This window comes from Tsukamurella sp. 1534 (genome assembly GCF_000312385.1).
In the GTDB taxonomy this organism is placed as follows: Bacteria; Actinomycetota; Actinomycetes; order Mycobacteriales; family Mycobacteriaceae; genus Tsukamurella.
Genome location: NZ_HE997626.1, coordinates 1,212,549 through 1,237,418, shown reverse-complemented (window position 1 = coordinate 1,237,418; position 24,870 = coordinate 1,212,549). Strand labels below are relative to the sequence as shown.

At 69.5% G+C, this 24,870-nt stretch carries 20 protein-coding genes and 1 tRNA gene; 6 read left to right on the top strand and 15 right to left on the bottom strand.

Translation table 11 applies throughout. The features are described 5' to 3' along the window. The first annotated feature begins 203 nt into the window (after window positions 1–203). A tRNA-Leu gene (locus tag BN39_RS06065) sits at window positions 204–289 on the top strand. Between the two features lie 481 nt (window positions 290–770). Here the strand turns inward: BN39_RS06065 and BN39_RS06060 are convergent. Continuing rightward, window positions 771–2,231, bottom strand: a complete 1,461-nt coding sequence (locus BN39_RS06060) for an MFS transporter (RefSeq protein ID WP_019201477.1) — start codon at window positions 2,229–2,231, stop codon at window positions 771–773. 85 nt (window positions 2,232–2,316) lie between these two features. On the opposite strand from BN39_RS06060, the gene BN39_RS06055 reads away from it, so the two are divergent. Next, on the top strand, window positions 2,317–2,922 hold the full coding sequence (locus BN39_RS06055; RefSeq protein ID WP_019201476.1) for a TetR family transcriptional regulator: 606 nt from the start codon (window positions 2,317–2,319) through the stop codon (window positions 2,920–2,922). Window positions 2,923–3,088: 166 nt separating this feature from the next. On the opposite strand, the gene BN39_RS06050 is transcribed toward BN39_RS06055, so the two are convergent. The 5 genes from BN39_RS06050 to BN39_RS06025 form a co-directional block, all read right to left on the bottom strand. After that, a complete protein-coding gene (locus tag BN39_RS06050) occupies window positions 3,089–4,996 on the bottom strand; it encodes an alpha/beta fold hydrolase (protein WP_019201475.1) in 1,908 nt (635 codons plus the stop codon). A 504-nt stretch (window positions 4,997–5,500) separates the two neighbouring features. Then, a complete protein-coding gene (locus tag BN39_RS06045) occupies window positions 5,501–6,754 on the bottom strand; it encodes a rhomboid family intramembrane serine protease (RefSeq protein ID WP_019201474.1) in 1,254 nt (417 codons plus the stop codon). 195 nt (window positions 6,755–6,949) lie between these two features. Then, on the bottom strand, window positions 6,950–7,435 hold the full coding sequence (locus BN39_RS06040; RefSeq protein ID WP_148281427.1) for a hypothetical protein: 486 nt from the start codon (window positions 7,433–7,435) through the stop codon (window positions 6,950–6,952). Between the two features lie 718 nt (window positions 7,436–8,153). Further along, entirely contained in the window at window positions 8,154–8,822 is a 669-nt protein-coding gene (locus BN39_RS06030) for a response regulator transcription factor (protein WP_019201471.1), read from the bottom strand. Further along, window positions 8,819–9,604 carry a sensor histidine kinase gene (locus tag BN39_RS06025; RefSeq protein ID WP_159103229.1) on the bottom strand — a complete coding sequence of 262 codons (786 nt, stop codon included), beginning with the start codon at window positions 9,602–9,604 and terminating at the stop codon, window positions 8,819–8,821. The genes BN39_RS06030 and BN39_RS06025 overlap by 4 nt, the downstream gene beginning before the upstream one ends. A gap of 492 nt (window positions 9,605–10,096) precedes the next feature. Here BN39_RS06025 and BN39_RS23665 point away from each other — a divergent pair, with 492 nt between their 5' ends. The 3 genes from BN39_RS23665 (at window position 10,097) to BN39_RS06010 (ending at window position 12,653) form a co-directional block, all read left to right on the top strand. Continuing rightward, complete coding sequence (locus BN39_RS23665; RefSeq protein ID WP_019201469.1) at window positions 10,097–10,645, top strand: hypothetical protein; 549 nt, start codon at window positions 10,097–10,099, stop codon at window positions 10,643–10,645. Window positions 10,646–10,852: 207 nt separating this feature from the next. Further along, the gene (locus tag BN39_RS22100) at window positions 10,853–12,160 is read left to right on the top strand and encodes a hypothetical protein (protein ID WP_019201468.1); all 1,308 of its coding nucleotides are present in this window, start codon (window positions 10,853–10,855) and stop codon (window positions 12,158–12,160) included. 43 nt (window positions 12,161–12,203) lie between these two features. After that, window positions 12,204–12,653 carry a hypothetical protein gene (locus BN39_RS06010; protein ID WP_019201467.1) on the top strand — a complete coding sequence of 150 codons (450 nt, stop codon included), beginning with the start codon at window positions 12,204–12,206 and terminating at the stop codon, window positions 12,651–12,653. 88 nt (window positions 12,654–12,741) lie between these two features. Here the strand turns inward: BN39_RS06010 and BN39_RS06005 are convergent, their stop codons facing one another. From BN39_RS06005 to BN39_RS05975, 7 genes are all read right to left on the bottom strand, one after another. Next, window positions 12,742–13,377: a TetR/AcrR family transcriptional regulator gene (locus BN39_RS06005; RefSeq protein WP_019201466.1), complete on the bottom strand. Its 636-nt coding sequence runs from the start codon at window positions 13,375–13,377 to the stop codon at window positions 12,742–12,744. 73 nt (window positions 13,378–13,450) lie between these two features. Continuing rightward, window positions 13,451–14,638, bottom strand: coding sequence for an acetyl-CoA C-acyltransferase (locus BN39_RS06000; protein WP_040766698.1), 1,188 nt, complete (start codon window positions 14,636–14,638; stop codon window positions 13,451–13,453). A gap of 1 nt (window position 14,639) precedes the next feature. Then, window positions 14,640–15,443 carry an SDR family oxidoreductase gene (locus BN39_RS05995; protein WP_019201464.1) on the bottom strand — a complete coding sequence of 268 codons (804 nt, stop codon included), beginning with the start codon at window positions 15,441–15,443 and terminating at the stop codon, window positions 14,640–14,642. Next, window positions 15,440–16,924 carry an AMP-binding protein gene (locus tag BN39_RS05990; RefSeq protein ID WP_019201463.1) on the bottom strand — a complete coding sequence of 495 codons (1,485 nt, stop codon included), beginning with the start codon at window positions 16,922–16,924 and terminating at the stop codon, window positions 15,440–15,442. The genes BN39_RS05995 and BN39_RS05990 overlap by 4 nt, the downstream gene beginning before the upstream one ends. Further along, window positions 16,921–18,273, bottom strand: a complete 1,353-nt coding sequence (locus tag BN39_RS05985; protein WP_051158962.1) for an MFS transporter — start codon at window positions 18,271–18,273, stop codon at window positions 16,921–16,923. Before BN39_RS05985 ends, BN39_RS05990 begins: the two co-directional genes overlap by 4 nt. 31 nt (window positions 18,274–18,304) lie before the next feature. Beyond that, a complete protein-coding gene (locus BN39_RS05980; protein WP_019201461.1) occupies window positions 18,305–19,195 on the bottom strand; it encodes an SDR family NAD(P)-dependent oxidoreductase in 891 nt (296 codons plus the stop codon). A gap of 108 nt (window positions 19,196–19,303) precedes the next feature. Then, a complete protein-coding gene (locus tag BN39_RS05975) occupies window positions 19,304–20,845 on the bottom strand; it encodes an AMP-binding protein (protein ID WP_019201460.1) in 1,542 nt (513 codons plus the stop codon). A 130-nt stretch (window positions 20,846–20,975) separates the two neighbouring features. Between BN39_RS05975 and BN39_RS05970 the strand changes: the two genes are divergently transcribed. Beyond that, window positions 20,976–22,136: a CdaR family transcriptional regulator gene (locus BN39_RS05970; protein ID WP_019201459.1), complete on the top strand. Its 1,161-nt coding sequence runs from the start codon at window positions 20,976–20,978 to the stop codon at window positions 22,134–22,136. Here BN39_RS05970 and BN39_RS05965 read toward each other — a convergent pair whose 3' ends face one another. Further along, a complete protein-coding gene (locus BN39_RS05965) occupies window positions 22,137–23,510 on the bottom strand; it encodes a lipase family protein (RefSeq protein WP_019201458.1) in 1,374 nt (457 codons plus the stop codon). 108 nt (window positions 23,511–23,618) lie between these two features. Continuing rightward, a complete protein-coding gene (locus BN39_RS05960; RefSeq protein WP_019201457.1) occupies window positions 23,619–24,785 on the bottom strand; it encodes a hypothetical protein in 1,167 nt (388 codons plus the stop codon). Window positions 24,786–24,870 lie beyond the last annotated feature (85 nt).

Here is a 24,870-nt window from a genome sequence, read left to right as displayed (position 1 = left end):
TCCTCCTTCCTCAGCGTGTCGCAGTGCATGTTCTGACCAATGATGATACCGGCGATCGCCGCACGGCGAACCCAGCGTAACCCCATTCGTCCCAACTGTCCCTTTGGTAGCACGGTCGACGGTGCGGGGGCAAGACCGTCGGTCCAGGTAGCGGCTCGATTTCGCGCCGCGAGATTCATCGTGTTAGTCTTCTTCGGTCGCTCGGGCGAGTGGCGGAATGGCAGACGCGCTGGCTTCAGGTGCCAGTGTCCTTCGGGACGTGGGGGTTCAAGTCCCCCTTCGCCCACCAGGAGCAGTTCCATGAACTGCAGCACCCGAGGTCACGAACTCAGAAGAGCTCGTGACCTCGGGTTTTGTCGTTTCTGATGTGAGAAGACGTGCACGCGTTGCCGGACCGGTGAAGCGGATGATTCTCAGTGGTTACTTCCGTTTGGAGTTGCAGTCGGAGGGTGGCTGTCAGACGTCCATGCAGGGACGTCTGTGGCATTCGCCCGGACGTCGAACCTCGACGTGCCCGCGAAACCCGGGGCGGTACGGCGGTGCTCGGAAACGCAGCAACCGCTCGTCGACTGTCATTTGTGCACCGTCATTGACGAGCACTCCCGTGTCTCCTGCGCCGAGGTCTACACGCGAGGCCGCCAACGCGGCGCTCCGCTCATCTTCGTGAACTTGTGACGCTCACATGCGCGAACCTAGTCACCGACCGGACTCGTTGATCCCCGACACCGCGGCAGCCCTCCCATAGACGTCGGCGACGGCTGCCGCAGGGGTCAGGTATGTCTCTCCGTTCCTGATTGGGCTGCGCGTGGGCGTGGGATGAACGCCGCGATGATAAGGGTGACGACCGCGGCACCGAGCCCGAGCGCGAGCGTGAGGAGAAAGCCTCCTTCGCTTGGCCCCGTCACGCCACCGATGGTCGTGACGGACTGCGCGAGGACCGCGCCGGTCACGGCAGCAGCGATCGTGGTTCCGAGCGAGCGCATCAGCGCGTTGAGGCCGTTGGCCGCCCCGCTCGCATTTGCGGGCACTGCCTGCATGATGAGCGCGGGCATCGCAGCGTAGCCGAGGCCGACTCCGATGCCGAGCACGATGCTGACGACGAGGATCTGCCAGACCTGGGCGTGGAAGGCCAACGCGAGCCCATAGGCCAGGGCGAGGACCACAGAGCCCACTAGGAGCAGCCGCTTCGCACCCCAGTGGTGCCCGACCCTGCCCGCGACGGGCGACATCGCCATCATCGCCAGACCGGAGGGAGCGACGACGAGCGCCGCGACCGTGAGGGTGAGGCCAAGCCCGATACCGCTCGCCTGTGGCAGTGTGAGCAGCTGCGGGAGCACCACGTTGGAGGCGAAGAGAGCGAATCCCATCGTGACCGAGGCGAGGTTGGTCAGCAGCACCGGTGCGCGTGCGCTCACGCGCAGGTCGACGAGTGGGTCCTTCACGCGCAGCTCGATCGCGCCCCAGATCGTGAGCACGAGCGCTCCGCCGAACAAAAGGGTCAGTGTGCGCGCGTCTGTCCAGCCCCATTCGCCGCCGCGCGAGATGGCGATGAGCACGCCGACGAGTCCGAGCGAGAGTCCGACGATGCCGACGATGTCAATGCGTGCCGGCGAGCGCTGCTCGCTCGAGGGCACGAAGACTGCGCAGCCGAGGAAAGCGAGCACGGCGATGACGGCAGCGACCCAGAACAGTGCGTGCCAGTCGAGGTGCTCTGCAACGATAGCGCTGAGCGGCAGGCCGAGCGCGCCGCCGACACCGAGTGTCGCGCTGACGAGGGCGATGCCCGCGCCGAGCTTCTGGGGCGGCAGTACATCGCGCAGGATCGAGATGCCCAGGGGGATGACGCCTGCGACCGCCCCTTGTAGTGCACGAGCAACGATGAGGGTCGACACGTCGCCTGCGAACGCCGCGAGGATCGCACCTACCGCCTGAAGCAGTAGAAGCGACATGACGACGAGGCGCTTGCCGAACATGTCGCCGAGGCGCCCGGCGACAGGGGTGCAGACAGCCGCTGCCACCAGGGTCGCCGTGATCGCCCACGCGGTGTTCTCGCTGGTGGTGCCCAGTAGCCTCGGCAGCTCACCCTGGATCGGGATGAGAATCGTCTGCATAAACGAGGCCCCGAGTCCCGCGAAGGCGAGCACGGCGAGGATCACCCCCGAACGGTGTCGAGGCGTGGGCGCGCGGTCGTCGCAGGCCAGGGGCATGTCCTGGGCCCGGGTGGAGGTCATGATCGTTCTTCCGTTCTTTGCCTGACGAGCGAATGAGACGGAGTCTCATCCGACGGAGACCGTATCATGCTATAGACTCAGGTTCATGCAGAACGATGTGCGCGACCGCAGTCGCGAGATCCTGCGTGCAGAGCTGGCCGACGCCGCTGCAACCTTCTGCGTCGAGCACGGCTTCGACAACGTGACGGCCAACGAGCTCGCCCGCGGAATCGGCGTCTCCCGCGCCACCTTCTTCCGGTATTTCGCTTCGAAGGAGGACGCGGTCGTCTCCGCAGCACGCTTCGCCGCTACACGCGCTGGTTCCTTCGCTCAGAGCGTTGCCGAGGCCGTCGAGGCGGCCGCGCCCGGCACAGGCGTCTGGGTGGTCATGCGCGCGGCCACCGAGCCGATGGTCGCCACAGCCGAGTCCCGAGGAGACCCGCTGCGGGCGCGCATCCGCATGATCAATGAAGTGCCAGCGCTCAAGGGGCACCTGGCGTCCCAGCAGCGCGGCGACCAGTCTGCCGTCGCCGACGTGCTGGGTGCCCGTCTCGGCGACGTCCGCGTCGCCCGCGCCCTCGCCGCGGCCGGGGTCGCGGCTGTCGACTTCGCCTGGCACGAGTGGGCATTCACGCCGGGCTCGAGGTTGCGCCCCCTATTCGACGCCTACTTCGCAGCTCTCAGCGACATCGCGACACCGAAGGTCGACTGAGCCCGCAGCAGTCCTCCAGGTGTGCGCCGACGTCCGTGACTTGCAGGGGTAGCGGTTCGATACCGCCGTACGGCGACGAGATCTCTGCAGCCCACGGGAGTTCTTCTTCCGACCGGTCGCTGTGTCCGGCCCTCGCGGCCTCCGTCCGGTCTCGAGCGCTTCGGCTCTACTGTTCGCCGAGGTGGCGGCCGAGGTGCTGCTCGATGAGCCGGAACATGGTGACGAGGTTCTCGGGATTCTGGAAGTCGTGCCCCTCGTCGTCGGCGACGAAGTACTCCACCGGCACGCCGCGATCGCGCAGTGATGTGACGATCGCGTCGGATTCGGCGCGCCGCACCCGAACGTCGTTGGCGCCCTGCACTACCAGGAGCGGAGTGCGGATCCGGTCGACGAACGTGATCGGCGACCGCGCCCGCATGTCCTCCGCCTCGGCCGCAACCTCGGGGTCGCCGGCGTAGGCGAGCCAATTGTTCCGCAGGTGTGGCCGCACGAACGGCGGCAGGGCCTCGATGTAGTCGATGAGGCTCGCCACGCCCACGTAGTCGACGGCCGCCGCGAAGTAGTCGGGCGTGAACGTGGCTCCTACTAGCGCGGCGTAGCCGCCGTACGATCCGCCGTAGATGCCGATTCGATCCCTGGCGGCGAAGCCCTGCGCCACGGTCCATTCGGCCGCGTCGATGAGGTCGTCGTGCATCGCGCCCGCGAGCTCTCCGACCGCGGCGGTCAGGTGGGTTCTTCCGTATCCGGTGGACCCGCGGAAGTTGACCTGCAGCACCGCGTATCCGCGGTTCGCGAGCATCTGCACCTCCCTGTTGTACCCCCACATGTCGTTGGCCCACGGTCCGCCGTGAACCAAAAGGACAAGTGGTAGCCCGTGCGGCTCCACTCCCACCGGGAGAGTGAGGAAGGCGTGCAACGGCAGACCGTCTCGGGCGACGAAGCTCACCGCGGTCATCGGCGCCAGATCTGGGGGAGCGAGCTGCGGGTGGGCTCGGAACAACAGACGACTCTCGCCGGTGGAGTGGTCGTAGAAGTAGGTGGCGCCGGGATCGCGATCGTTGAGAAAGCTGACTACCCAGCGCTGTTCGGACGTGTCCGACGAGACTGTGTCGATCACCCCGTCGGAAAGGGTGGACAGCCGGTCGAGGACCTCCGCGAAGTGCGGGTCGACCGGCACGATGATCGGGCGGTCGCCCACGAATCGGGCGGCGATCGGCTCACCGGTTCTGCGACTGAAGAACACCGAGGGCGGAAACCCGAAGTCTTCCGTGGCGAAACCCATGACGCACAGGCTGTGCCCGGGAAGCGCTGCCACGACACTCTGCGTGCCGTCGTGCGCCTGGCGCACGAGCCGCATCTCATCTGTACCGTCCTGGTAGAGGCCCAGCACGAGCGCATCGCCGTCGGGCGCAGGGAACATCGGGTTCGGACCGATCGGGTACTCGATACCATTGAGCCGCAATAGCAGCCGCCTCTCGTCCGACTCGTCGATCGCGAAGATTTCGTAGTTGCCTTCGGCGTCCTGCCGCGAGTAGAAGCGCTCCTGCGTCTCCCACCCGAACGCGCCGCCACCATCGCCGTCGGGGCGCTGTTCTCGCACGAGCGTCCACTGTCCCGTCGCGACCTCGATCGTGTAGAGGCCGATCACCATCGGGTCCGGATTCATCTCCACGAGGATGTGTCCGGGCTTCGTGCGCATCACGTCCATCTGGAGGACTCGGGATCCGGGCGCCATCGGCGTCAGGTCGACCGCGGGTGTTTCCGGAGCTTCGAGGTCGACCCGGTACAGGTGCCAGTCCTCGTTGCCGTCGGTGTCCTGCCGGTAGATCAGCCACCGCGGATCGTCGGTCCAGTAGAAGGTCTTGATTCCGCGGCGCTCGTCGCGCGTCACGCAGATCGCGGCGGTGTGCTCGTCGTCGACGCCCCGCACCCAGACCTGAGTGCGGCCGTATGCGGGTGCAAGGTACGCGAGGCGAGTGCCGTCTGGTGAGATCACCGCACCGGAGAACGCAGGGTCGGCGAAGAACTCTTCGATCTCGATGCGTCGTGGGCGGACTGCGTTATCGGCCTGCATGGCGTTGATCCTTTCGTCGGGGTCTCCGGCGAGTGAAAACCATGTCGTCGGGGCACAGTCAAGTACGCGATCGGGCCGATGGGGCGGCCGATCTCCCTGGGCGCGCGGAGATCACAGCGCCTTGCGGTATCAGAAGAGCTCCTCCGAACTACGCGGACGTTCGGGCGTCCGGACCGGCTCCCCCAGGACCATCATGGGAGATGTTGCAGGAAAGCCTGTTTGGTTCGGTACTGTCTCCTGCCAACGGTTTGCCGACGCCTGCTTCGCCGGCCCGGGCCTGGCAGTGCGCCACGCGGTGTCGTGCAGACGAGTGCAGACGATCCCGGGGACAGCTCGGACTCCGCCTTGAGAACGGTCGTCGTGTCGCACCATGGACCGCTGGGGAAGCCATCAGCATGAGTTGCACCTCCGCCGGCCGGCACGCCGCCTGCCGCCAGTGCTCCCACTGTCACAGTGGTGCCGATCGTCGTGATGATCCGCATTGCGGCTGATTCATGCCGGTCATTACTGGGGTCGATTTGTGTCGGCCTCGCGCGGTTCGGTTGAACGGCTTGTTCTTTGATGTTCAAACAGGATTGCTACGCCGGTGCCGATGATCCACAGCACCATGGGATACATGGCGATTCGCTCGGCCAAGCCGGCCCAGCCCGCTGAGGTGGCGGGCGCGGTGAGCGCGAACCCGAGGACGCCGGTGGCTCCGCAGATGAGGGTGATCCGGGCGAACGTCGGTCGGCTCGAGCGCAGTGACCATCCAACGATGAGGATGCCGATCGTCGGGGCTGGGCCGCTGAAGACGGCCACCGCCATGTGCGCGATCGGGTAGAGGTCGCCGGGCGTGAGGCCGGCGCCGATCTTTCCCAGCCCACCTGCCACGAGCAGTGCTGCACCTACTTCGGCGGGGCGGCCCGGCGGCAGGAGGGGCCGCAGGAGAATCGTTCCCGCGAGGAGCGCGCACCCTGTTGCCGCGAACCCGAGGTTCATCGCCAGGTGCCAGGGGGAGCACACATCCGTGTGATATGCCCCGACGTCAGCAGGCTCACAGGTGACCATTCCCAGGTCGCTGACCATGTTCCGGACCGCGCTGTAGTGGTTCGACACGCCCGCCTCCGCGACGGCCTGCCCTATGAAGAACGTCACCGCGCCGACCCAGCACGTCGCGCCGGCAGCGATCCTGTCCGGAACGCCCCGCCGCAGGACAACGCCGGAGCCGGCTCCGAGCACTGCCGCGATCGCGTGCTGGTCCCGCAGCACCAGCAGGCCCACTGCGACCACGGCGAGAGCACCGACACAGACTCTGCCGACGAGGGAGTCGAGCGGCACCGTCGCGCACGCTGCTGCCATGGCCAGGGTCATCGTGGCCAGCGAACTGCCGGCGTCGTCGGGAAAGTCGAACGCCAACGACAGCAAGTTGCCCCCAACCCCACCGAGGACATAGATCACGAGTCCGACCACCGGACTGAAAGCCCGTGCGGCGAGGATCGCTGTCACCGCCAGAGTGATCAGGTTGAACGCCACACCGAAGACGCCGCCGCCCTGCACCAGGAATGAGGTTGCGAGCCGCCATATCTCGCCACCATCGATCGCGACGGCGGATCGCTGTAGCGAGTGCTCGAGCTCCGGGTGAACCAATTGCGCAACTGCGAAAGCCCCGGTTATCCCGATCAGAGTGAGCGACCAGCGCGCAATCGGCACACCCGGTCGCAGGCGCAGCGCGCGCCAGCACGCGAGGAAGAGTAGGCCGTAGAGCGGGCTCGCCATAGTGATCCCTTCGTCAGCGGTGTCGACACGACGACCGTGCACGCCGACGGCACACTAGAGGATCCCCCAAAGGTATGAGAAGCGAACGAAATGATCGAGCCGCGAATTCCGTTCCACGCTAGGCGTGCCGTTGGCATCCTCGGACTTCTCGCGGGCCGAGGCGGCCCTGGGACGCGCCGGGCGCTGAGGGGACGGTCACTCCTGGGAGGTGCCCGAGCTCGGTCTTCGACCCAGCATCCCGACACCCGCTGCCGTGAGCAGGAGGATGATCACTACCCCACCTGCAGTGAGCTGCCTGCGTAAAGCGAGTTCGGAACGCCGCTCGTCATAGCTCGTTCGGTGATCTGGTCGACCTCCGCCGCTCACGATGCAGATGCCGTCAGGTTTCATGATCGGGTCGCCGGGCTGGGGCGCGTCGGTGCTGCAGGAAACGCGGCCAGGCGCCAAGCTCCAGTCGACATGCTTCCAATCGACAAGGACGATCGAGGTCTCGCACACGTCTCCTTCGCAATGCTGCTGGTGAGGCAGCGCCCACCCGAGGTCCAGCGCGAGGGCGGCCAGTATCAGCCCAGCGACGAACACAGCAACACGCAACGTGATCCGGTATCGGTTCGTCGGCGTTGCGACCACGTTGCCCGACCGTTCGAATGAGCGAGACATCGCATGCTCCACTTCAATCACTGGGTCGACCCGTGGACCCCGTCACGGGACACTGACAGCTTGCCGTCACTGCATGTTCCTGGGGCCGAAGCCCGCAGGTGCGGTTGTGCGCACGCCGATACCGGGACCCACGCCGATTTCGCAGCAGCGATGTCACGGCAGCGGCGCCTCGTCGCGCCACCTGATCCGGCTACCCCATCGCCGCGCCGGAGGCATCGCCCCCGGGGACCTCGCGTCCCGTGAGATGTTCGATCTTCCCAGGAACGACGAAGGCAACGTAAACGAGCGGGATTGTCATCGCACCACCTCCGATGACTTGCGCGGTGGCTGCGGCAGACCACAACCCGGGCCACCCCACCGCTATCAACGTCCCACCCACGGAGACGAGTGCGACCATTACCGCGAAATGGGCCAGAACGAGCACGATGTGCAGCATCAGCCAGCGGATTCCGGCTCGCCTTCGTAGCTTCGTCACTTTTCTTCCCCCGATACCGACCGGAATCCCTGGGTCGTCAGAGCTCTGGTTCGACGTCCAACGAGCGGGCACCACCAGTGTGGCACCGCCATCCAGCGAGGGCCAGAGCCCGCGGCTCCCATATCTGAACCGCCCGATGTGACTGAACGGCCCGTTCATATGTAGCGCGGACGCGTCAGAGAACAGGGCATCGGTCTGCTTGACGCGATCGCATAGGAGCGCCGTTCTTCCTTCGACCTGTGTCGTTGTGTAGACGTGACGTGGTCAGAGCGAGCCAGGTACAACGAGACCGGTCTCGTAGGCGCTGATCGCCAGTTGCGTGCGACTGCGCACGCCGAGCTTGGCCAGCAATCGTGAGATGTGGGTCTTCACCGTGGTGACGCTGATGAACAGTGCGGTGGCGATCTCGTCGTTGTTCAATCCCGCGGCGATGGCGCGCAGGACGTCGCATTCACGCTGGGTCAGCTCGTCCAGTCTGTCGCGCGCCAAACGCACCTGGGGGCGGTGGGTGACGAACTCGCTGATGAGACGGCGGGTTACCGACGGGCTCAGGAGGGACTCCCCGGCGGCGACGATCCTGATCGCCTCGATCAGACGTTCCGGCGACGTGTCCTTGAGGACGAAACCACTGGCACCGGCCCGTAACGCCGTGAAGACGACCTCGTCGTCGTTGAAGGTGGTCACGATCAGCACCCTGGCGCGCAGCCCGCGTGCCACCAGGTGCGCGGTCGCCTCCGTGCCGTTCATGACGGGCATTCGCACGTCCATGAGCACGACGTCTGGGTCGGTCTGCTGGGCGATGCGGAGCGCCTCGTCGCCGGTCGCCGCCTCGCCGACCGCCTCCACGCCGGACGACGCCTGGATGAGCGCCAGGAGGCCGGCGCGGACGAGGGCCTCGTCGTCGGCGATGAGAACGCGCACGGGCTCGTTCACAGCGGGATCACCGCCTCGACGCGGTAACCGCCATCGACATTGCCCAGCGACAGGACCCCGCCGTGCGTCGCGACTCGCTCCCGCATGCCGGTGAGACCGAGCCCCGGCGTCGCCGCGGCGAGGGCGCCGTCACCGTCGTCGGTGACCCGGACGGTCAGTTCCGTTCCCGCCATAGCGATCTCGACCGAGACCACGTTCGCCCGTGAGTGTCGCACCGCGTTGGTCAGTGCCTCCTGAACGATCCGGTAAACGGTGGTCTGCACCTGCGGATCGAGCGCGGCGTGATCGGTGCGGTCGGCCAGCACGACCTGCACCCCGCCCGGCCAGTCCGTGCTGACCAGGGACTCCAGATCCGACAAACGGGGACAGAGCGGGGCCGAGGTGTCCCGGATGGTGCCCAGTACCCGCCGGACGTCGTCGAGCGCCCCTCGGCTCGAATCTTCGATGGCGCGGAGCGCAGATCGTGCTTCGTCGGGGTCGTGGTCGATCACCAGGCGGGCGACACCGCTGCGGAGGGCGATCACGCTGAGGCTGTGCGAGACGACGTCGTGGATCTCCCGCGATACGCGCAGGCGTTCTTCAGCCCTGATCCGGGCTTCCTTCTGGGTCTCTATCTCGCGCTGTTCGGTGAGATGCCGGCTGCGATGAGTGCCTTCACGACTGAGGAGCGTGCCCAGGAGCCACGCGGGGATCGCGATGATCAGTTGGACGGCGTCCTGGTCGTGCTCGCTATAGGTGGTCCACACCGCGAACCCGACCGCGGAGACGCCGAACGCGGCCACCGCGCACACGATGAGCGATGTACGCCAGGGCAACCTGTAGGCGGCCCACCCCACGGCGATGCCGAAGGCCGGGCCCGCGTTGCTCACCAACCAGGTGAACCGGAGGTCCGCGAGCGCGGCGAGGACGAGGACGGTCGAGACGCAGCCGAGCGCGAGAACGGGGAATCGCCTGCACAACACCGTGGGTGCGATGGCGGCGGCACCGACGAGGCCCGCCGCCCATGCCGACGACTCCGTTGGAGATCGCGCAATCTCCGGGCCGGTGACCCAGGCGAAACAGATCACCGCCACCGTGCTGTCGACCAGCAATGTTCGACGAGTACCCACTTCAACCACCATACGACCAGGTCGCGAACGAAGAACCCGACCTGCGAACGATCCGCGCCTCCTCCTTCCGGACTACCCGACTGTCGTACGCCTCGCTCCCGGGCGACGGTGACTCGGACCAGCGGGAGGATGCGTCCGGGAGGCACCACGGTGAACCCTGGAACCATGCTGGAACGGTCCCGACTGTCCCAATGGCCCACTGCGACGACGCTGGCCGCCTTCGGCCTCGGTGTTCTCGCCGGTGGTCTCGAGCTCGTCGCCGCGCAGCCGACTGCTGTCCGGCATCGCCCGGGAACCGATGCGTGGGGGGTGCACATGGCGCTTACCGTCGTCGCGCTCGCCTGGATCGTGACGGCGCTGCGGTACCCGGCGGCGAGGCCGTCGACGCCCCTGTCGGCCGATTTCGTTCGGCGAATCCGCGCGACGTCGCGGTCGCCGCTGCGAGCGGTACCCGTGACGATTCTGCTCGTGCTCTGCCTCTATCTGGTGTGGCGGATGGGCCAGCAGGTCCTCGGCGGCCTCGATCCCGCCTTCACCGCCAATGCCTGGGGCGGACCGGGGTACGTGGGGGCGTTCTACTGCCACTACCTCGATTGCGCGCTCCAGATCGCTGTGGGGCTGTGGGTCGTCGATCGATTGCTGCCGCGCGATGCGCGCTCCACGGGGTTCGGCACGACGACCGGTGACATGCCGACCACGGGGAGGACGCCATGACGCGGGCGGGCCCCGACAGAGGGCTCGTCGTTGATCCGGGCGCGCGGAGGCGGCGGCTCCACGCGGCGGCACCCGCGGTCGTGCTCGTCATCCTCGCCCCGATCGTCGGGGAGTTCTTCCTCGGGAACCTGACGCTCGACAAGGTGGCGATCCTGCTGTTGTTCACCCCGCTCTACGGGGGGTGGAGCGCTGTTCATCCGCGAGACCGTGCGACGCGCCCACCGCGGCTGGCCGTCAATCATTCTGCTCGCCGCGGCGTACGCGCTGATCGAGGAGGGGCCCGTTGACCAGTTGCTGTGGAATCCCGGCTACAGCGGCGCACACGACGCGCTCGCGGGGGACGCCTACCTCGCCGTGCCGGGGACGAACGTCTCCATCGTGCAAGCGGTGTTGTCGCTCCATGTCATCTGGAGCATCTGCGTCCCGATCGCCCTGGTCGAGACCCTCTTCCCGGATCGACGGACGACTCCGTGGCTCGCGCGTCCGGGATACGCGGGTGCCGCGCTGCTCTTCAGTGCAGGCGTGGTGATCGGTTTCGTCGGAACCCGTGTCGAAGACCCGTTCCGTGCGACACCGCTACAACATGCGCTGTCGATCGTGGCGATCGTCCTCCTGATCGGCCTCGCCTTCCTCATGCCGGCCGGGCATCCGCGGGCGGAACGGAGTGCACCCCCGCCGTGGCTCGTCGGAGTCGCGACCCTGCTCCTGACCAGCTCGATGCTGGCGCTCGTGATGTTCTGGCCGACCAGGTGGTGCCAGTGGATCAGCGTGGCGGCGTGGTTCCTCGCCGCCGGGGTGCTGGCTTCCGCTGTGGCGTACTGGTCCCGGTGCCGCGGGTGGGGCGCCGCCCACCGGCTCGCCGCCACCGCGGGTGCGATGGCCACGTACGCCTGGATCGCCTTCCCCCACCAACCGGTGGGGGGTGGTTCCCGCGCCGCGGACTGCGCCGGGAACATCCTGTGCGCGGTGGCTGCCGCGGTCCTGGTCGCGTTGGCCGCGCGGCGGATCACCCCGCGCACCGGGTCACGCGGCGCCCCGGGCGCTTCCGGGGCCGGCGCGTCAGTGCCACCGTCGGCGTGGAGACTCTTGATCCCGCCGGTGGTCGCCACGGTCACGATCGTGGTGATCGTCGCCGCGGTGTCGGTTCTCCAGCACGACGATCTCCTGGCCAGGGCCCGTGCCGCAGACCCCGGGGCCCCGCACGCAGCACTGCTCGCACAGCTGTGGGGGCGCGTGACGTTCGGAATCCTGCTCGCGGTGAGCTGGCCGCTGGCCCTGCGGCGGCTGGCGCTGGGCAGCACGACCGCCTACCGGCGGTGCCGACGGGTCGCCGTCGCCGCAGCGATCCTGCTCCTGGTCTCGGCCGCCGTCGCCGCGGGGCCGATATGGCTCCGCCTCGTGCACGTCGCGCTGGCGGTCTGTGAGATCGGAATCTATGCGGCTGCCATGCATCCCGCGATGCGCGCGTGGTACGCGACGTCCATGCAGGAGGCAACCCGAACCGAGGACCCCTGATCCACTCGATATCACCGACCCGGCCACGACAGAGGAGACGAAAGTGCATCCCGCTTCATTCCGAATCAGCGGCATCATCGGCGGCGTGGTGGCGATGTTCACCGCGGTCGGCGCGCAGGCGTCGGCGGCCCCGCCGACGCCGGGCGACTCTCACGACGTGGTCGTCTGCAGAGCGCCCAACATCGAAGTCTCAGCGGGGAACCGGAATCTGCCTCCGGGTATCGTCGCGATCAGGGTCTGGCAGGACCTCGGCCCGCTGTACGTCGGGGTCGTGATGCCGACGACCGTGTCCATCGACTGGCAGAATCTGCGTACCGGTACCCGTGGTCACCTCGACGGCTCGGCCGACAACGTTGTTGAGCTCAAGGCCCGCACAGGAACCGGACCGGTGCAGATCACGAGCCGTGCGGAGTCCAGGACGAAAAGCCCCGGCCCCATCGGTATTCCGATCACACCTCACGGCCGGTGCGACGGGCGGTTCGTCGTGGCCTAGGCTCCGTGTCGCGCCCACCCGCGTATAGGAGCCGGAGTCTCCCACCGGCGCAAAGCCGTCCTGTACGCGCCCTGACTGGGTATCGGAATTACCGAGTCTCCAGTCCGGAGATCAACATCCTGGTGATGCGGGCGGCCAGATCGCGGAGCTCGTCCGCGGGCTGGCCCGGCCGGGCACGGAACCAGGCGTCGATGGAGTTCAGGCTGCTCAGGAGCATGCGGGCGGTGAGCTGAGGATCCTCGTCGCGCAACGACCCGTCCTCGACGCCCTCGATCACGACGTGCCGGAACATGACCTCGTAATCGTCGCGAATACCGTTGAGTTCGCTGAGTTGCTGAGCCTGCCGCTCCTTGAGCGCGGGCGTGGTCTGGCGGTGAATTCCCTGGTGGATGCTGTTGTGGTAGCTGAGGTTGGTCATCAGGTTCTCGGCGTGCGCCTCGCACATCGCGGTCAGCCGGTCGCGGCCCGAGCCCGGGCCGGAGGCGTGCGGCTCGACGGCCTCGCGCACCAAGCGCATCCCGCGCTCGTACACCGCGAGGTAGATGTCGAACTTCGACCGGAAGTAGTAGTAGACGCGGCCCTTGGTCGCGCCGATGCCGTCCGCGATGTCGTCGATCGTGGTCCGGTTGAAACCCTGCCGCTGGAACACGTCGGCGGCGGCGTCGAGAATCATCGTGCGCGCTGCCTCGTGCGCCGCGGCGTCGACACCGAAGGTTTCCGTCATAGCTGCCACAGCATAGCCGCGCCCGCCCATCCCGAGGTGGATGAGCGGACGCGGCCGTCGGACGGGCGGAGGATCACAACTCGAACAACCCCGCCGCGCCCATGCCGCCGCCGATGCACATGGTGACGACGGCGTACCGGGCCGAGCGCCGGCGGCCTTCGAGCAGGGCGTGGCCCACCATGCGGGCGCCGCTCATGCCGTACGGGTGCCCGATCGCGATCGCGCCGCCGTTCACGTTGTACTTCGCGGGGTCGATGCCGAGCCGGTCGCGGCAGTACAGGGCCTGCGAGGCGAACGCCTCGTTCAGCTCCCACAGGTCGACGTCGTCGACGGTGAGCCCGTGCTGCGCGAGCAGCTTCGGGATCGCGTACACGGGGCCGATGCCCATCTCGTCCGGCTCGCAGCCGGCCACGGCGATGCCGCGGTAGGTGCCCAGCGGCTCCAGGCCGCGGCGCTCCGCCTCGGCGCGCTCCATGAGAACCACCGCGGCGGCACCGTCGGAGAGCTGCGAAGCGTTGCCTGCGGAGACCGTCGCGGCGTGGCCGTCGCGGTCCGGCAGGACGGCGCGCAGCCCCGACAGGCCCTCCAGCGTCGTCGACGGGCGGTTGCCCTCGTCGAGGGAGAGCGTGAACTCCTCCGCCACAGGCCCGTCCGCGCCGGCGGCGAGCTTCGTGCCGGTGACGGGGGCGATCTCGTCGGCGAACAGGCCGGCCTCCTGTGCGGCGGCGGTGCGGCGCTGCGATTCGAGGGCGTACTCGTCCTGCTGCTCGCGGGTCACCCCGTACCGCTGGGCCACGTTCTCGGCGGTCTCGAGCATGCTGATGTACACGTCGTGGCCGTGTTCGATCAGCCACGGGTCCTGCGTGCGGAACCCGTTGCGGTTCTCGTTCTGCACCAGGCTGATCGACTCCACGCCGCCGCCCACGGCGACGCGCATGCCGTCCACGACGATCTCCTTCGCGGCGGTCGCGACGGCCATGAGGCCGGAGGCGCACTGCCGGTCCACGGACATGCCGGGAACGGTGACGGGCAGGCCGGCCCGCAGCAGGGCCTGGCGCGCGACGTTGTAGCCGGTGCTGCCCTCCTGCATCGCGCAGCCCAGGATCACGTCCTCGACCTCGCCCGGCTCGATGCCGGCGCGGGAGACCGCGGCGGCGATGGCGTGGCCGGCCAGGGCCTGGCCCTGGGTGTCGTTGAAGGCGCCCTTGTACGCGCGCCCGATCGGGGTGCGGGCGGTGGACACGATGACTGCTTCGCGCAGGCTACGCCTCCTCGGCGTTGAAGAGGGAGACGGATGCGGTGGTGGTGAGGCCACCGTCGAGCGGGATGACGGCGCCGGTGATGAACGAACTCGCCGCGGACAGGAGGAAGGTGACCGTGCCGTCGATGTCGCCGGGCAGGCCCAGGCGGCCGAGTGGATTGGCGTTCTCGATCTCTTCGCCGCGCTCGTCGAGCAGGAACTGCATCATCTTCGTGGGGAAAGGCCCGGGGGCCACAGCGTTCACCAGGATCGACGGTGCCAGGTTCGCCGCCATGTGCCGGGTCAGGTGGTGGATCGCGGCCTTGGCGGCCGAGTACGAGTAGTTCTCGTAGTTGGGCACCAGCAGGCCGTCGATGGAGCCGATGTTGATGATCCGGGAGGGTCCACCGTCGGCCGCGGCGGCGGCCTCGAGGAGCGGCCGCGCCGCCTTGGCGACGTTGAACGGCGCCTTGACGTTCACGCCGAACACCTTGTCCCAGGCGGAATCCGGGAACTCGTCGAACGGCGCTCCCCAGGTGGCGCCGGCGTTGTTGATCACGGCGTTCAGTCGGTCGGTGTGCGCGGCGACCCTCGCGACGAGGTCGCGCGCGCCCTGCTCGGTGCCGATGTCCACGGCGAAGGCGTGCACCTCGCCCAGCTCGCCCAGCTCGCGTGCGGCCTCTGCCGCCGCGGCCTCCTTGCGGGTGGACAGGTACACGGTGACGCCGCGGCGCAGCAGGCCCTCGGCGATCATCCGCCCGATGCCGCGGGCGCCGCCGGTCACCAGGACGTGCTGTCCGGTCAGGTCGAACAGATCGGTGCTCATCGTGCTTCTCCTTCGATCCGGGCCGCGCGGAGGGCGGACCGTCGTACCTTGCCGGCATCGTCGCGCAGGGACTGCGTGACGAGCTCGATGGTCTTGGGCAACTTGTGCTTCGACAGGCGGGAGGTGAGGAACTCGAGGAGTTCCTCCTCGCCGACGGCGGCGCCCGCCCGGGGCTGCACGATTGCGTGCAGCCGGTTGCCGAGGTGCTCGTCCGGCAGGCCGACGACCGCGGTGGTCTCCACGGCGTCGTGCTCGACGAGGGCCGCCTCGACCTCGGCGGGGTACACGTTCACGCCCCCGACGGTGACCATGTCGCCCCGGCGGTCGTGCAGGTACAGGTACCCGTCGGCGTCGAGCTCGCCCATGTCTCCCAACGACGACCAGCCGTCCAGCTCGTTCGGTACGGCGCCGATGTAGCGGTAGGTGGCGGGGCCCCCGGGTGGGACGCGGGTGTAGATCTCGCCCGTCACGCCGGGCTCGGTCACCACGGCACCGTCGAGGTCGACGAGGCGCATCTCGCCCCAGGTGACCCGGCCGACGGAGCCGATGTGCTGAAGCCACTCGTCGCCGCGGATGGTGCAGCCGGCCTCGGCCTCGGTGCCGGCGTACAGCTCCTGGATCCGTTCGGCGCCCAGCCAATCGATCCACTCGCGCTTGAGCCCCTGGGGACACGGCTCGGCGCAGTGCCAGAACGAACGCACCGAGGCGAGGGAGTACTTCGCCCGGAGCTCGGCGGGCAGCGCGGAGATCCGCCGCATCATGGTGGGCACCAGGTAGACCCACGTCGCCTGCGCGGCGTCGACCTCGGCGAGCGTGCGTTCCGCGTCGAAACGGCTCAGCATGGTCACGGTGCCGCCGCCGAAGATGGTGCACATCGCGGTCGAGAAGGGAGCGTTGTGGTGCATCGGCGCGGTGATGAGCGTGCTGTCGCCCGGGGCGATCTGCCAGAAGGTCGGGTCGAACGACGAGGTGACGCCGGCCCGGCCGGACAGGATGATCTTCGGGCGGCCCGTCGAACCCCCGGACGTGGGTGCCTTCCACGACGTGGCGACGCGGGTCTCGTCGAGATCCGTGTCCGACCGGCCCGCCGCCAGGGCGGCGAGGGACACGGCACCGGTCCGGTCGCTGCCGGGTCCGGACTCGGTCACGACCACGACCGCGGGCTCCCCGAGCTCGATGATCGCGTCCAGCTCGGCCGCGGTCATCCTGGGGGACAGCACCTGGGGGGTGGCGCCGGCCTTGTAGCAGGCGAACGCCGCGACGATCAGGTCCGTCGAGTTGGGGATCAGGAGCGTCACGATCCGGCCGGGTTGGGCACCCAGGTCGATCAGGCCGCGGGCGATCGCATTGCTGCGCAGATGGAGCTCGCGCCAGGTCAGCTGGTCGTCGTCGGCCCGGGCGACGACGGTGTCGCCCTTCTCCGCCGCGTAGTGGCCGGGGATCGCCGCGAGGGGGAACCCGTCCGCGAGGGCGCCCGTCATCCGATCGCCTCCTTCTGTGAATCGTCCTGCTGTGCTGTCGTGTTCGCACGCTGTGCGCGTGCGTCCTCCCTCTGCACCGCGCGGTACAGGGCGAGCGCCAGGAGGGCGCCGGCGATCGAGACCGCGATCACGACGTAGAAGCCCGTGACCGGTGTGCCGGACCGGGATTCGACGAGGCCGAAGACGTACGGCCCGACGAAGCCGCCGGTGAGGCCGACGGTGTTGATGAACGCGAGGCCGGCGGCCGCCATCAGCCCCGACATGCGGGCCATCGCGACCGACCAGAACAGGGGCAGTGTCCCGAGCATGAGGACGGCGAGCAGGCCGATGAGAACGATGCGCACCAGGGGCGACGGCACCATGAGGAACACGGAGGCGATGATCGCGCAGCCGAGCGCCAGCACGCCGATCACGTAGGACTCGTTGGTGAATCGCTTGATCAGCCGGGGCATGAGGAGGACGCCGATGGTGCCGCCCACGCCGGTGATGCCGCTCAGTAGGCCGATGAGGAACGAGCCCTCGATGTCCATGGCCTCGATGATCGACGGCACGTTGAAGGTGACGCCGTTGATGGTGATCTGGTTGAGGAAGTAGATCGCGCCGATGAGAAGGATGAAGCTCCGGCCGAAGGCCGTCTTCCAGTTGCCGCGCAGCGAATGATGTTCGGGCTCACCGTCGAGCACCGCCCGCCCGGTGAGTTCCCGCGCCTCGGCCGCGGACAGCCATGCCGCGTCGGACGGCTTCTCGGGCAGGACCGCGAGGACTACGCAGGCGACGACGATGGTGAGCAGTCCCTCGACCAGGAACATCCACTGCCAGCCGTGCATGCCGGCGAGGTCGTCGAGCTCCATGAGAGCGCCACCCATCGGGGCGCCGAGGAAGATGCCGAGCGTCGCGGCGAGGTAGATGTAGCCGATGGCCCGGGCTCGATCCTGCTGTGCGAACCACTGGGTGACCATGAACATCATGGCCGGGTACAGGCCCGCCTCGGCCGCGCCGAGCGCGATGCGCCCGATGTAGAACGTGATGTCGTTGGTGACGAACATCATCAGTGCGGTCACGGTGCCCCAGGTGAAGGCGATCCGGGCGATCCAGCGCCGCGGGCCGACCCGGTACATGACCAGGTTGCTGGGTACCTCGAGGAACGCGTAGGTGAGGAAGAACAGCCCGGCGCCCAGGCCGAACGCGGCCGCGCTGATTCCGACATCGGCCTGCAGGTGGGTCTTGGCCAGGGCGATGTTGGTGCGGTCGACGTACGACATGAAGTACGCGAGGCAGAGGATCGGTACCAGGCGCACCATCGCCTTGCGGGTGGCGGTGCGGTGGAGAAGCTCCGTGGCGGAACTCATCATGGATGTGCTCGATTCGTGATGGGGACGGTCAGGCCCGGGCCGGTGCGGCGGCGTCGGCGATCCGGACGTAGTGGCTGGTCTGCTCGAAGGCGGACGCGTGCGAACGGAGATCGCCGAAGTCGGTGAGATCGGCCCAGCGCGCCGCGATGTCCTCGGCGGTCCGGGCCTCGTCGGGAAGGTGAACGGCGGGGCCCTCCAGCATCTTCGAGACGGCGAAGACGCCGGCGCCGGCGCCGAGGACGACGCCGGTGGGCGCATCCTCGGAGACGAGGAAGACCGCGCCGGGCGCGATGGTCTCGGGGCCGAGCTTGGCCGCGGCCTCGGCGTCGATGAGGCCGTCCGTCATCTGCGTGGCGGCCGTGGGTGCGAGGGCGTTGACGCGGATGTCCTTGCGCGCGCCCTCGATCGCGAGGACGTTGGTGAGGCCGACGAGGGCCGATTTGGCGGCGCCGTAGTTCGCCTGGCCGAAGTTGCCGTAGATGCCAGACGCCGACGTCGTCATCAGGATCCGGCCGTAGCCCTGCTCGGCCATGTGCGGCCACACGGCCTTCGTGCAGTGCACCGAGCCCATGAGGTGCACGTCGATCACCGTGCGGAAGTCCGCGAGGTCCATCTTGGCGAAGCTCTTGTCACGGAGGATGCCCGCGTTGTTGATGAGGATGTCGATCCGGCCCCAGCGGTCCAGGGTCGCCGCGACCATCGCTTCGACCGCGGCGGCGTCCGTGATGTCGGTGGTGTCGGCGACGGCCGTGCCACCCGCCGCGACGATCTCGTCGACGACCGCTCGTGCACCGGAGACTCCGCCGACGTCGTTGATGACGACCTTGACGCCGCGGTCCGCCAGCGCGATCGCGTGGGCGCGCCCAAGGCCGCCCCCCGCGCCGGTGACGATCGCGACTCTATCCTGAAACCCGCTCATGAATACTCCTTTGACCAGCAATACTACGGAGTATCATGTGGCACGCATCACGATGTGTCAAGTCATGTGTCGGCCGTCGCAGGACGCCGCCCAGAGGGGATCGGTCTGCTACCGCCCGATCCGCGACCGTGCGACCTTGCCCGTCGCGGTGCGGGGGAGGGCGTCGAGGAACTCCACGTCGCGCGGCACCTTGAACCGCGCGAGGCGTGCGCGCACGTGCGCGCGCAGCTCCTCCGCGGTGACCGGCCCACGGGCCACGACGTACGCGGCGAGGCGGCAGCCGAATTCGGCGTCGGGCACGCCGATCACCGCCGCCTCCTCCACCGCGGGATGGGCGACGAGGGCCTCCTCCACCTCGCCGGGGAACACGTTCTCCCCGCCGGAGACGATCATGTCGTCGGAGCGGCCCTCGATGAACAGTCGCCCGCCCGCGTCGAACCGCCCGGTGTCGCCGGTGTCGTAGTACCCGTCGACGAGGCGTTTGGACCGCCCGTCGGTGTACCCGTCGAACGCCATGGGGTTGCGCACGAACACCGCCCCGACGGTGCCCGCTCGGACCGGGCGGTCGGCACCGTCGAGCACGCGCACCCGCACGCCCACCGGGGGGCGCCCGACGGTGCCCGGTGCCGCCGCCCAGTCCGCGGGCGTGGCGATCGTGGCGGTGCCGGTCTCGGTGGTGCCGTAGAAGTTGTGGATCACCGGGCCGAGGAGGCTTCGCGCCCGCTCGCCGACGTCGACGGGCAGCGCCTCGCCGGCGCAGAACACGACGCGCAGGTGGTCGGCGATCCGTGCGGCGGTCTCCGCGGGGACGTCGGCGGAGGCCATGCGCCGCAGCATCGTCGGCACCACGACCGCGGAGGTGCACCGGTGCTCCACGAGCTGCCGCAGGGCCCCGGCCTCGTCGAACCGCCCGTGGATCACGACGGTGGAGCCCAACGCGAGAGCGAGCGCGAACTGCGAGAAGGCCGTGCCGTGGAACAGCGGCGGGCACAGCAGCATCCGCTCGCCGCGGCGCAGGGGCACCCGGTCCAGGAACTGCGCCGCGATGAGCGGGCTCGACACCCGCCGGGGCACGCCCTTGGGTGTTCCGGTGGTGCCGCCCGTGAGGATGACGAGCCCGCCGGGGGCGGCGGGGCGCAGCTCGTGGTCGGGCGCGGCGCCGGCGGCGTTCGGTGCCAACCGCACCACCCCGGGCAGGGCCGCGGCGACGTCGTCGAACTCCGGCGCGCACCAGATGGCCGTGGCGCCTTCCCGTTCGGTCACCTCGCGTGCCTGGGGTGCGGCGAAGCCGGTGTTCAGCAGCACCGTTCGGGCGCCGAGCCGGGCGGCGGCGGCGATCGCGGCGACGAGCGGCGTCCCGTCGGGACCGAGGATCGCGACGGTCGAACTCTCCGTGACCCCCTGCCCGAGCCACTGCGCGGCGAGGCCGCGGGCGCGACGGTCGAGATCGGCGTAGGTGACGGGCCCGGCACCGTCGACCACCGCGACGCGGTCCGGATGCCGGCGCGCGCCCACCGCGATCGGCCCGGCGACGGGGCCGAGGCTCCCGACGGCCCGGGCCTGGCACAGCAGCTGCACCGGCCGGCGCAGGTCGATCAGGCCCGCGCGCTGCAGGATCGCGATCTCGCGGGCGGTCTCGGTCAGCGCCATCGTGCGCGTCCTCCTCGGTTCGGGGCCGGAACGGCCGTGCGTCCATCGTCGCGGCGGGCCGCCCGACGGTCCGCTGTCGATCGGCCGAAATCTCCGCGACCGTCGTTGTGCCGATGAATAATCGAAGGCGATGTCGACCGATCCGAACCTGCACGGCCTGCACCGGGAGGTGAGCAGGCTGGCGGGCGATCTCTACGGTTCGCGGATCTCCTACGACGCGCTGCCGCCCGCGATGGTGGCCTCCGGTTTCGACGACGGCCTCCGCGGCAACATCGATCTCCTCTTCCACACCCTCGCCACGGGCAGCCCGCCCACGGAACTGGAGATGCAGCCGATGGTGGAGCTGGCGCTCGAACGGATCCGCGACGGCGCGGACCTGTCCGAGATCCTCGACGCCTACCACGAGGTGACCCGCCTGCTCTGGGACGAACTGGTGGCCGGCAGCGACGAGGAGCGGCTGCGCAGCATCACAGCGATGGTCCCGACGATCACCCGGCACGTCGCGGAGGTCACCACCCGGATCACCGTGGCCGCGGGGAGCCTCGGCGAGACGTCGGCGGCGCGCAGCGAGGCGCGCCGGGCGTTCGCCGCCGCGCTGCTGGCCGGTGAGGCCCGGCCGGATCTCGCCGCGGCGGCCCGGATCGCGCCCGCGGAAAGGTATTCGGCGCTCGATCTGCGCCTCGTGCCCGGCGCACCGCCGCTCGCGGTGCGCGGGCTCGAGCGGATGCTGGCCGCGCACGGCGCCCTGTTCGTCCCCGACGATCGCGGGTGGGTCGCGCTGATTCCCGCGGATCGCGACGAGGCGCGCGCTGCGGTCACCCAGGGCCTGCTGGAGGCGTGCGGGGACGACGGTGCCTTCTTCCACGCCGGCGTCGCGCTGGCGGAGACCGCGGCCGGGGTGCCGGCGGCGGTGACGGACGCCCGGATCGTACGGGCGGTGCGCGCGCTCGGCCCGCCGTCCCCGGTGCCGGCGACGCCCGAGTCGGAGCGCTTCGCGCTGCTGACGCTGCGATCGGAGGAGGACCGGAAACCGTTGCGCGCCCTCGCCGCAGCGGTCCGGGAGCACCCCGACCTGGAGGCCACGCTCCGGGCGTTCGTCCGGTCCGACGGCAACCAGGCGGCCACGGCGCGCATCCTGCACGTGCACCGCAACACCGTGCCGTACCGGCTGTCCCGCCTCGCGGGCATCACGGGCGCGGACCCGTCCACCATCGAGGGCGCCGCACTGCTCCGGGCGGCGCTCCTGGTGAGCGACGTGGAGTCCGAGGGCGCCGTGCCCGACGGCGCGTGATCAGCTGCCGGGGAATCCCTCCGGCAGCGGCTGCCACGGCAGGAAGAACCGCGGCCCGGGGGACATCCCGCGCAGCACGGCGCTGATCCAGATCATGGCCGGCATCCAGCCCGCGGCGGAGACGGTGAGGTGTTCGGGCGCGGGGAAGGTGAAGAAGCGCATGTCGGCCCCCTTCTCGTACAGCGCTTTCGCCGTGGGGATCACCACCTCGCGCGGGGGGATCAGCTCGTCCCACGGGGCGTGGAACCAGAGCAACGGGATGTCGGGCACGTGGTGGCCGAGGCTGTTGTCCCGCAGCACCTTCTGGACCGCAGGAGTCTCGGCGAGGGACTTCCCGGGCTGGTAGTACTCGCTGATCGGCCGCCAGATCCCGGTGAGCGCGTGGGTGTACACGCAGCGCTTCTGGATGTCGGCGATGATCCGCTGCCCCGCGGGGGTGAGCATCTTCTTCGCGTCGAACACGTCGGGGTATTCGCGGCTGAGGCCCACGAACCCGAGCCACATGGTGAAGCTGCTGGTGCCGGTGACGCCCGGCTGCTTCACCGTGGCGTACTCGGCCTGTTTCACCAGGTTCGCCGGTGCGCCGCCGAACGCGGCACCGAGGATCTTCACGTCGGGCGCGTAGGTCTTGCGCAGCTCGGCCGCCCGCATCGAGCCGGAGCCGCCGCCCGAGTAGCCGTAGAGCGCGATCCCGGAGTCCTTGAGGCCCAGGGTCTTGTCGTTCTTCATCGCGCGCAGGCCGTCGAGCACCATCTTGCCCTCGGCGTAGGTGTTGAAGGTGTTGAACTTACCGTCGAAATCGGGCACGTTGATCGCGAATCCCTGTGCCAGCCAGTAGACCGCGAGCGCGGCCTCCTTCATGGTGCCGGTCTGCAGCGTGTACGACGGGTTGCACGAGGAGTCGGTGGAGTCGATGGCCTCCTGGTAGCTGACCACCGGGCGCGGCGAACCGTGCCACGGGATGCCGGGCACGATCACCGACGTCGCGGTGACGATCGGCCGGCCGTGCACGTCCTCGGAGCGGTACAGCAGTTGCTTGGTGTACACGGGGAACGGGATCCCGAGCACCCGGGTCTGCACCTCGCGGGTGCGCACGATCTGCCCGGGTCGATAGGACGCGATGTCCACCGGGTCCCGGTACCAGGGGTCCTTGTCGGGCACCGGAATCGGGAGCTTGTCGTAGATCTCCGGTTCCCTGGGCAGGCTCGGCAGCTGGTTCTGGTCGGGCGGGAACGGGCCGATGCCCGGTGACGGTGGCGCGGGCGGCGCCGAGGGGTCGGCGGCCGCCGACGGCGCGCCGGCCAGGCATACGGTGATCGCCGTCGCGACGGCCAGGAGCCGCAGCGACTTCCCCCGTTGCAGTTGCACTTTCATACGGGAGGTCCTCCGCTTCGGGGCCGCGCACGGCGGCTGACGAGGTCAGAGTCACACGGGCCCGCGGCCGCGACCAGCGGGCATGAGCACAACATCAATGCCGGGTGTTCATGCATCGGCACAGTGCCGCCGTCTGCCGTGAGCCCCGGCGGCGAACACCGCCGCGCACGAGGCGCCCACGGCCGCGACCGTGACGGGAAGCGACCAGCGGTCGGCGAGGAAGCCCACCAGCGGCGGTCCGCCCAGGTACGCGAGGTAGCCGACGGCGCTGACCGCCGCGGTCGCGGCGGCGACCGACCCGGGGGAGCGCTCGGCGGCGGCCGCCACCGCGGCCGGGAACACCGGCCCCAGAACCAGGCCCGCCGCCACGATGCCGGCGTAGGCCCCGGCCCACCCGGGCGTCAGCGGCGCGACGGCGGTGCCCGCCGCGACCACCGCCGCCGCGAGCAGGAGGAACCGGTCGCGCCCTACCGCGCCCAGCACGCGGTCGCCGGCGGTGCGGGAGACGAACATGGCGAGGCTGAACGCCACCACCGCCGAGGCGCCGGTCGCTCGGCCCGCCTCGTGATCGCGGGCGAGCAGCAGCGCGGTCCAGTCCGTGAGCGTCCCCTCCAGGAGGAGCGCCGCGACGGCCAGCGCCGCGATTCCCACGGTGACGCCGCCCGGCATTCCCCGGGCCGGGCGCGGATCGTCGGGCTCGCCGTCCGACGGTGCCCGCCGGGGCAGGTGCGCCGCGGCGATCGCGAGCAGGACGAGCAGCAGCGCCGACCAGGCGAGGAAGTGCGGGCCCACCCCGATCCCGGTGCGGGTCGCGATGTCGCCGCCCGCCGCGCCGGCCAGCACGCCCAGGCTGTAGCCGCCGTGCAGCCGGGAGAGGACGGATGCGCCCCGGCGCGAGCCGAATTCGACGCCCGCGGTGTTCATCGCCACGTCGAGAACGCCCGATGCGGCGCCGAGCAGAGCCAGTGCCGCCCCGAGCGCGAGCGGGCCGTCCGCCGTGGCGAGGAGCGGGAGGCCGCCGGCGAACGCCGCCCCCGCCGTGAGGCACACCGGCCGGCAGTCGACCCGGCGGAGCAGGGAACCGGCGGCGACCAGTGCGGGCACGGAGCCCCCGGCGACCCCGAAGAGCGCGCCGCCCAACGCGGCGTCGGAGAGCGCGAGACCGGTTGCGATCTCCGGGATCCGGGGCGCCCAGGCGGAGAGCACCGCGCCGTTGACGAAGAACACCAGCCAGAGCCCCACGACGGGGCGGCGGCGGAATACGCTGTGCGACATGCGGCCTCATGGCCGCCCTGACGGTGACAGGAGACGCGGTCCCGGACGGAACAGGAGCGCGGCACCGTCGAACGGTGCCCACCCA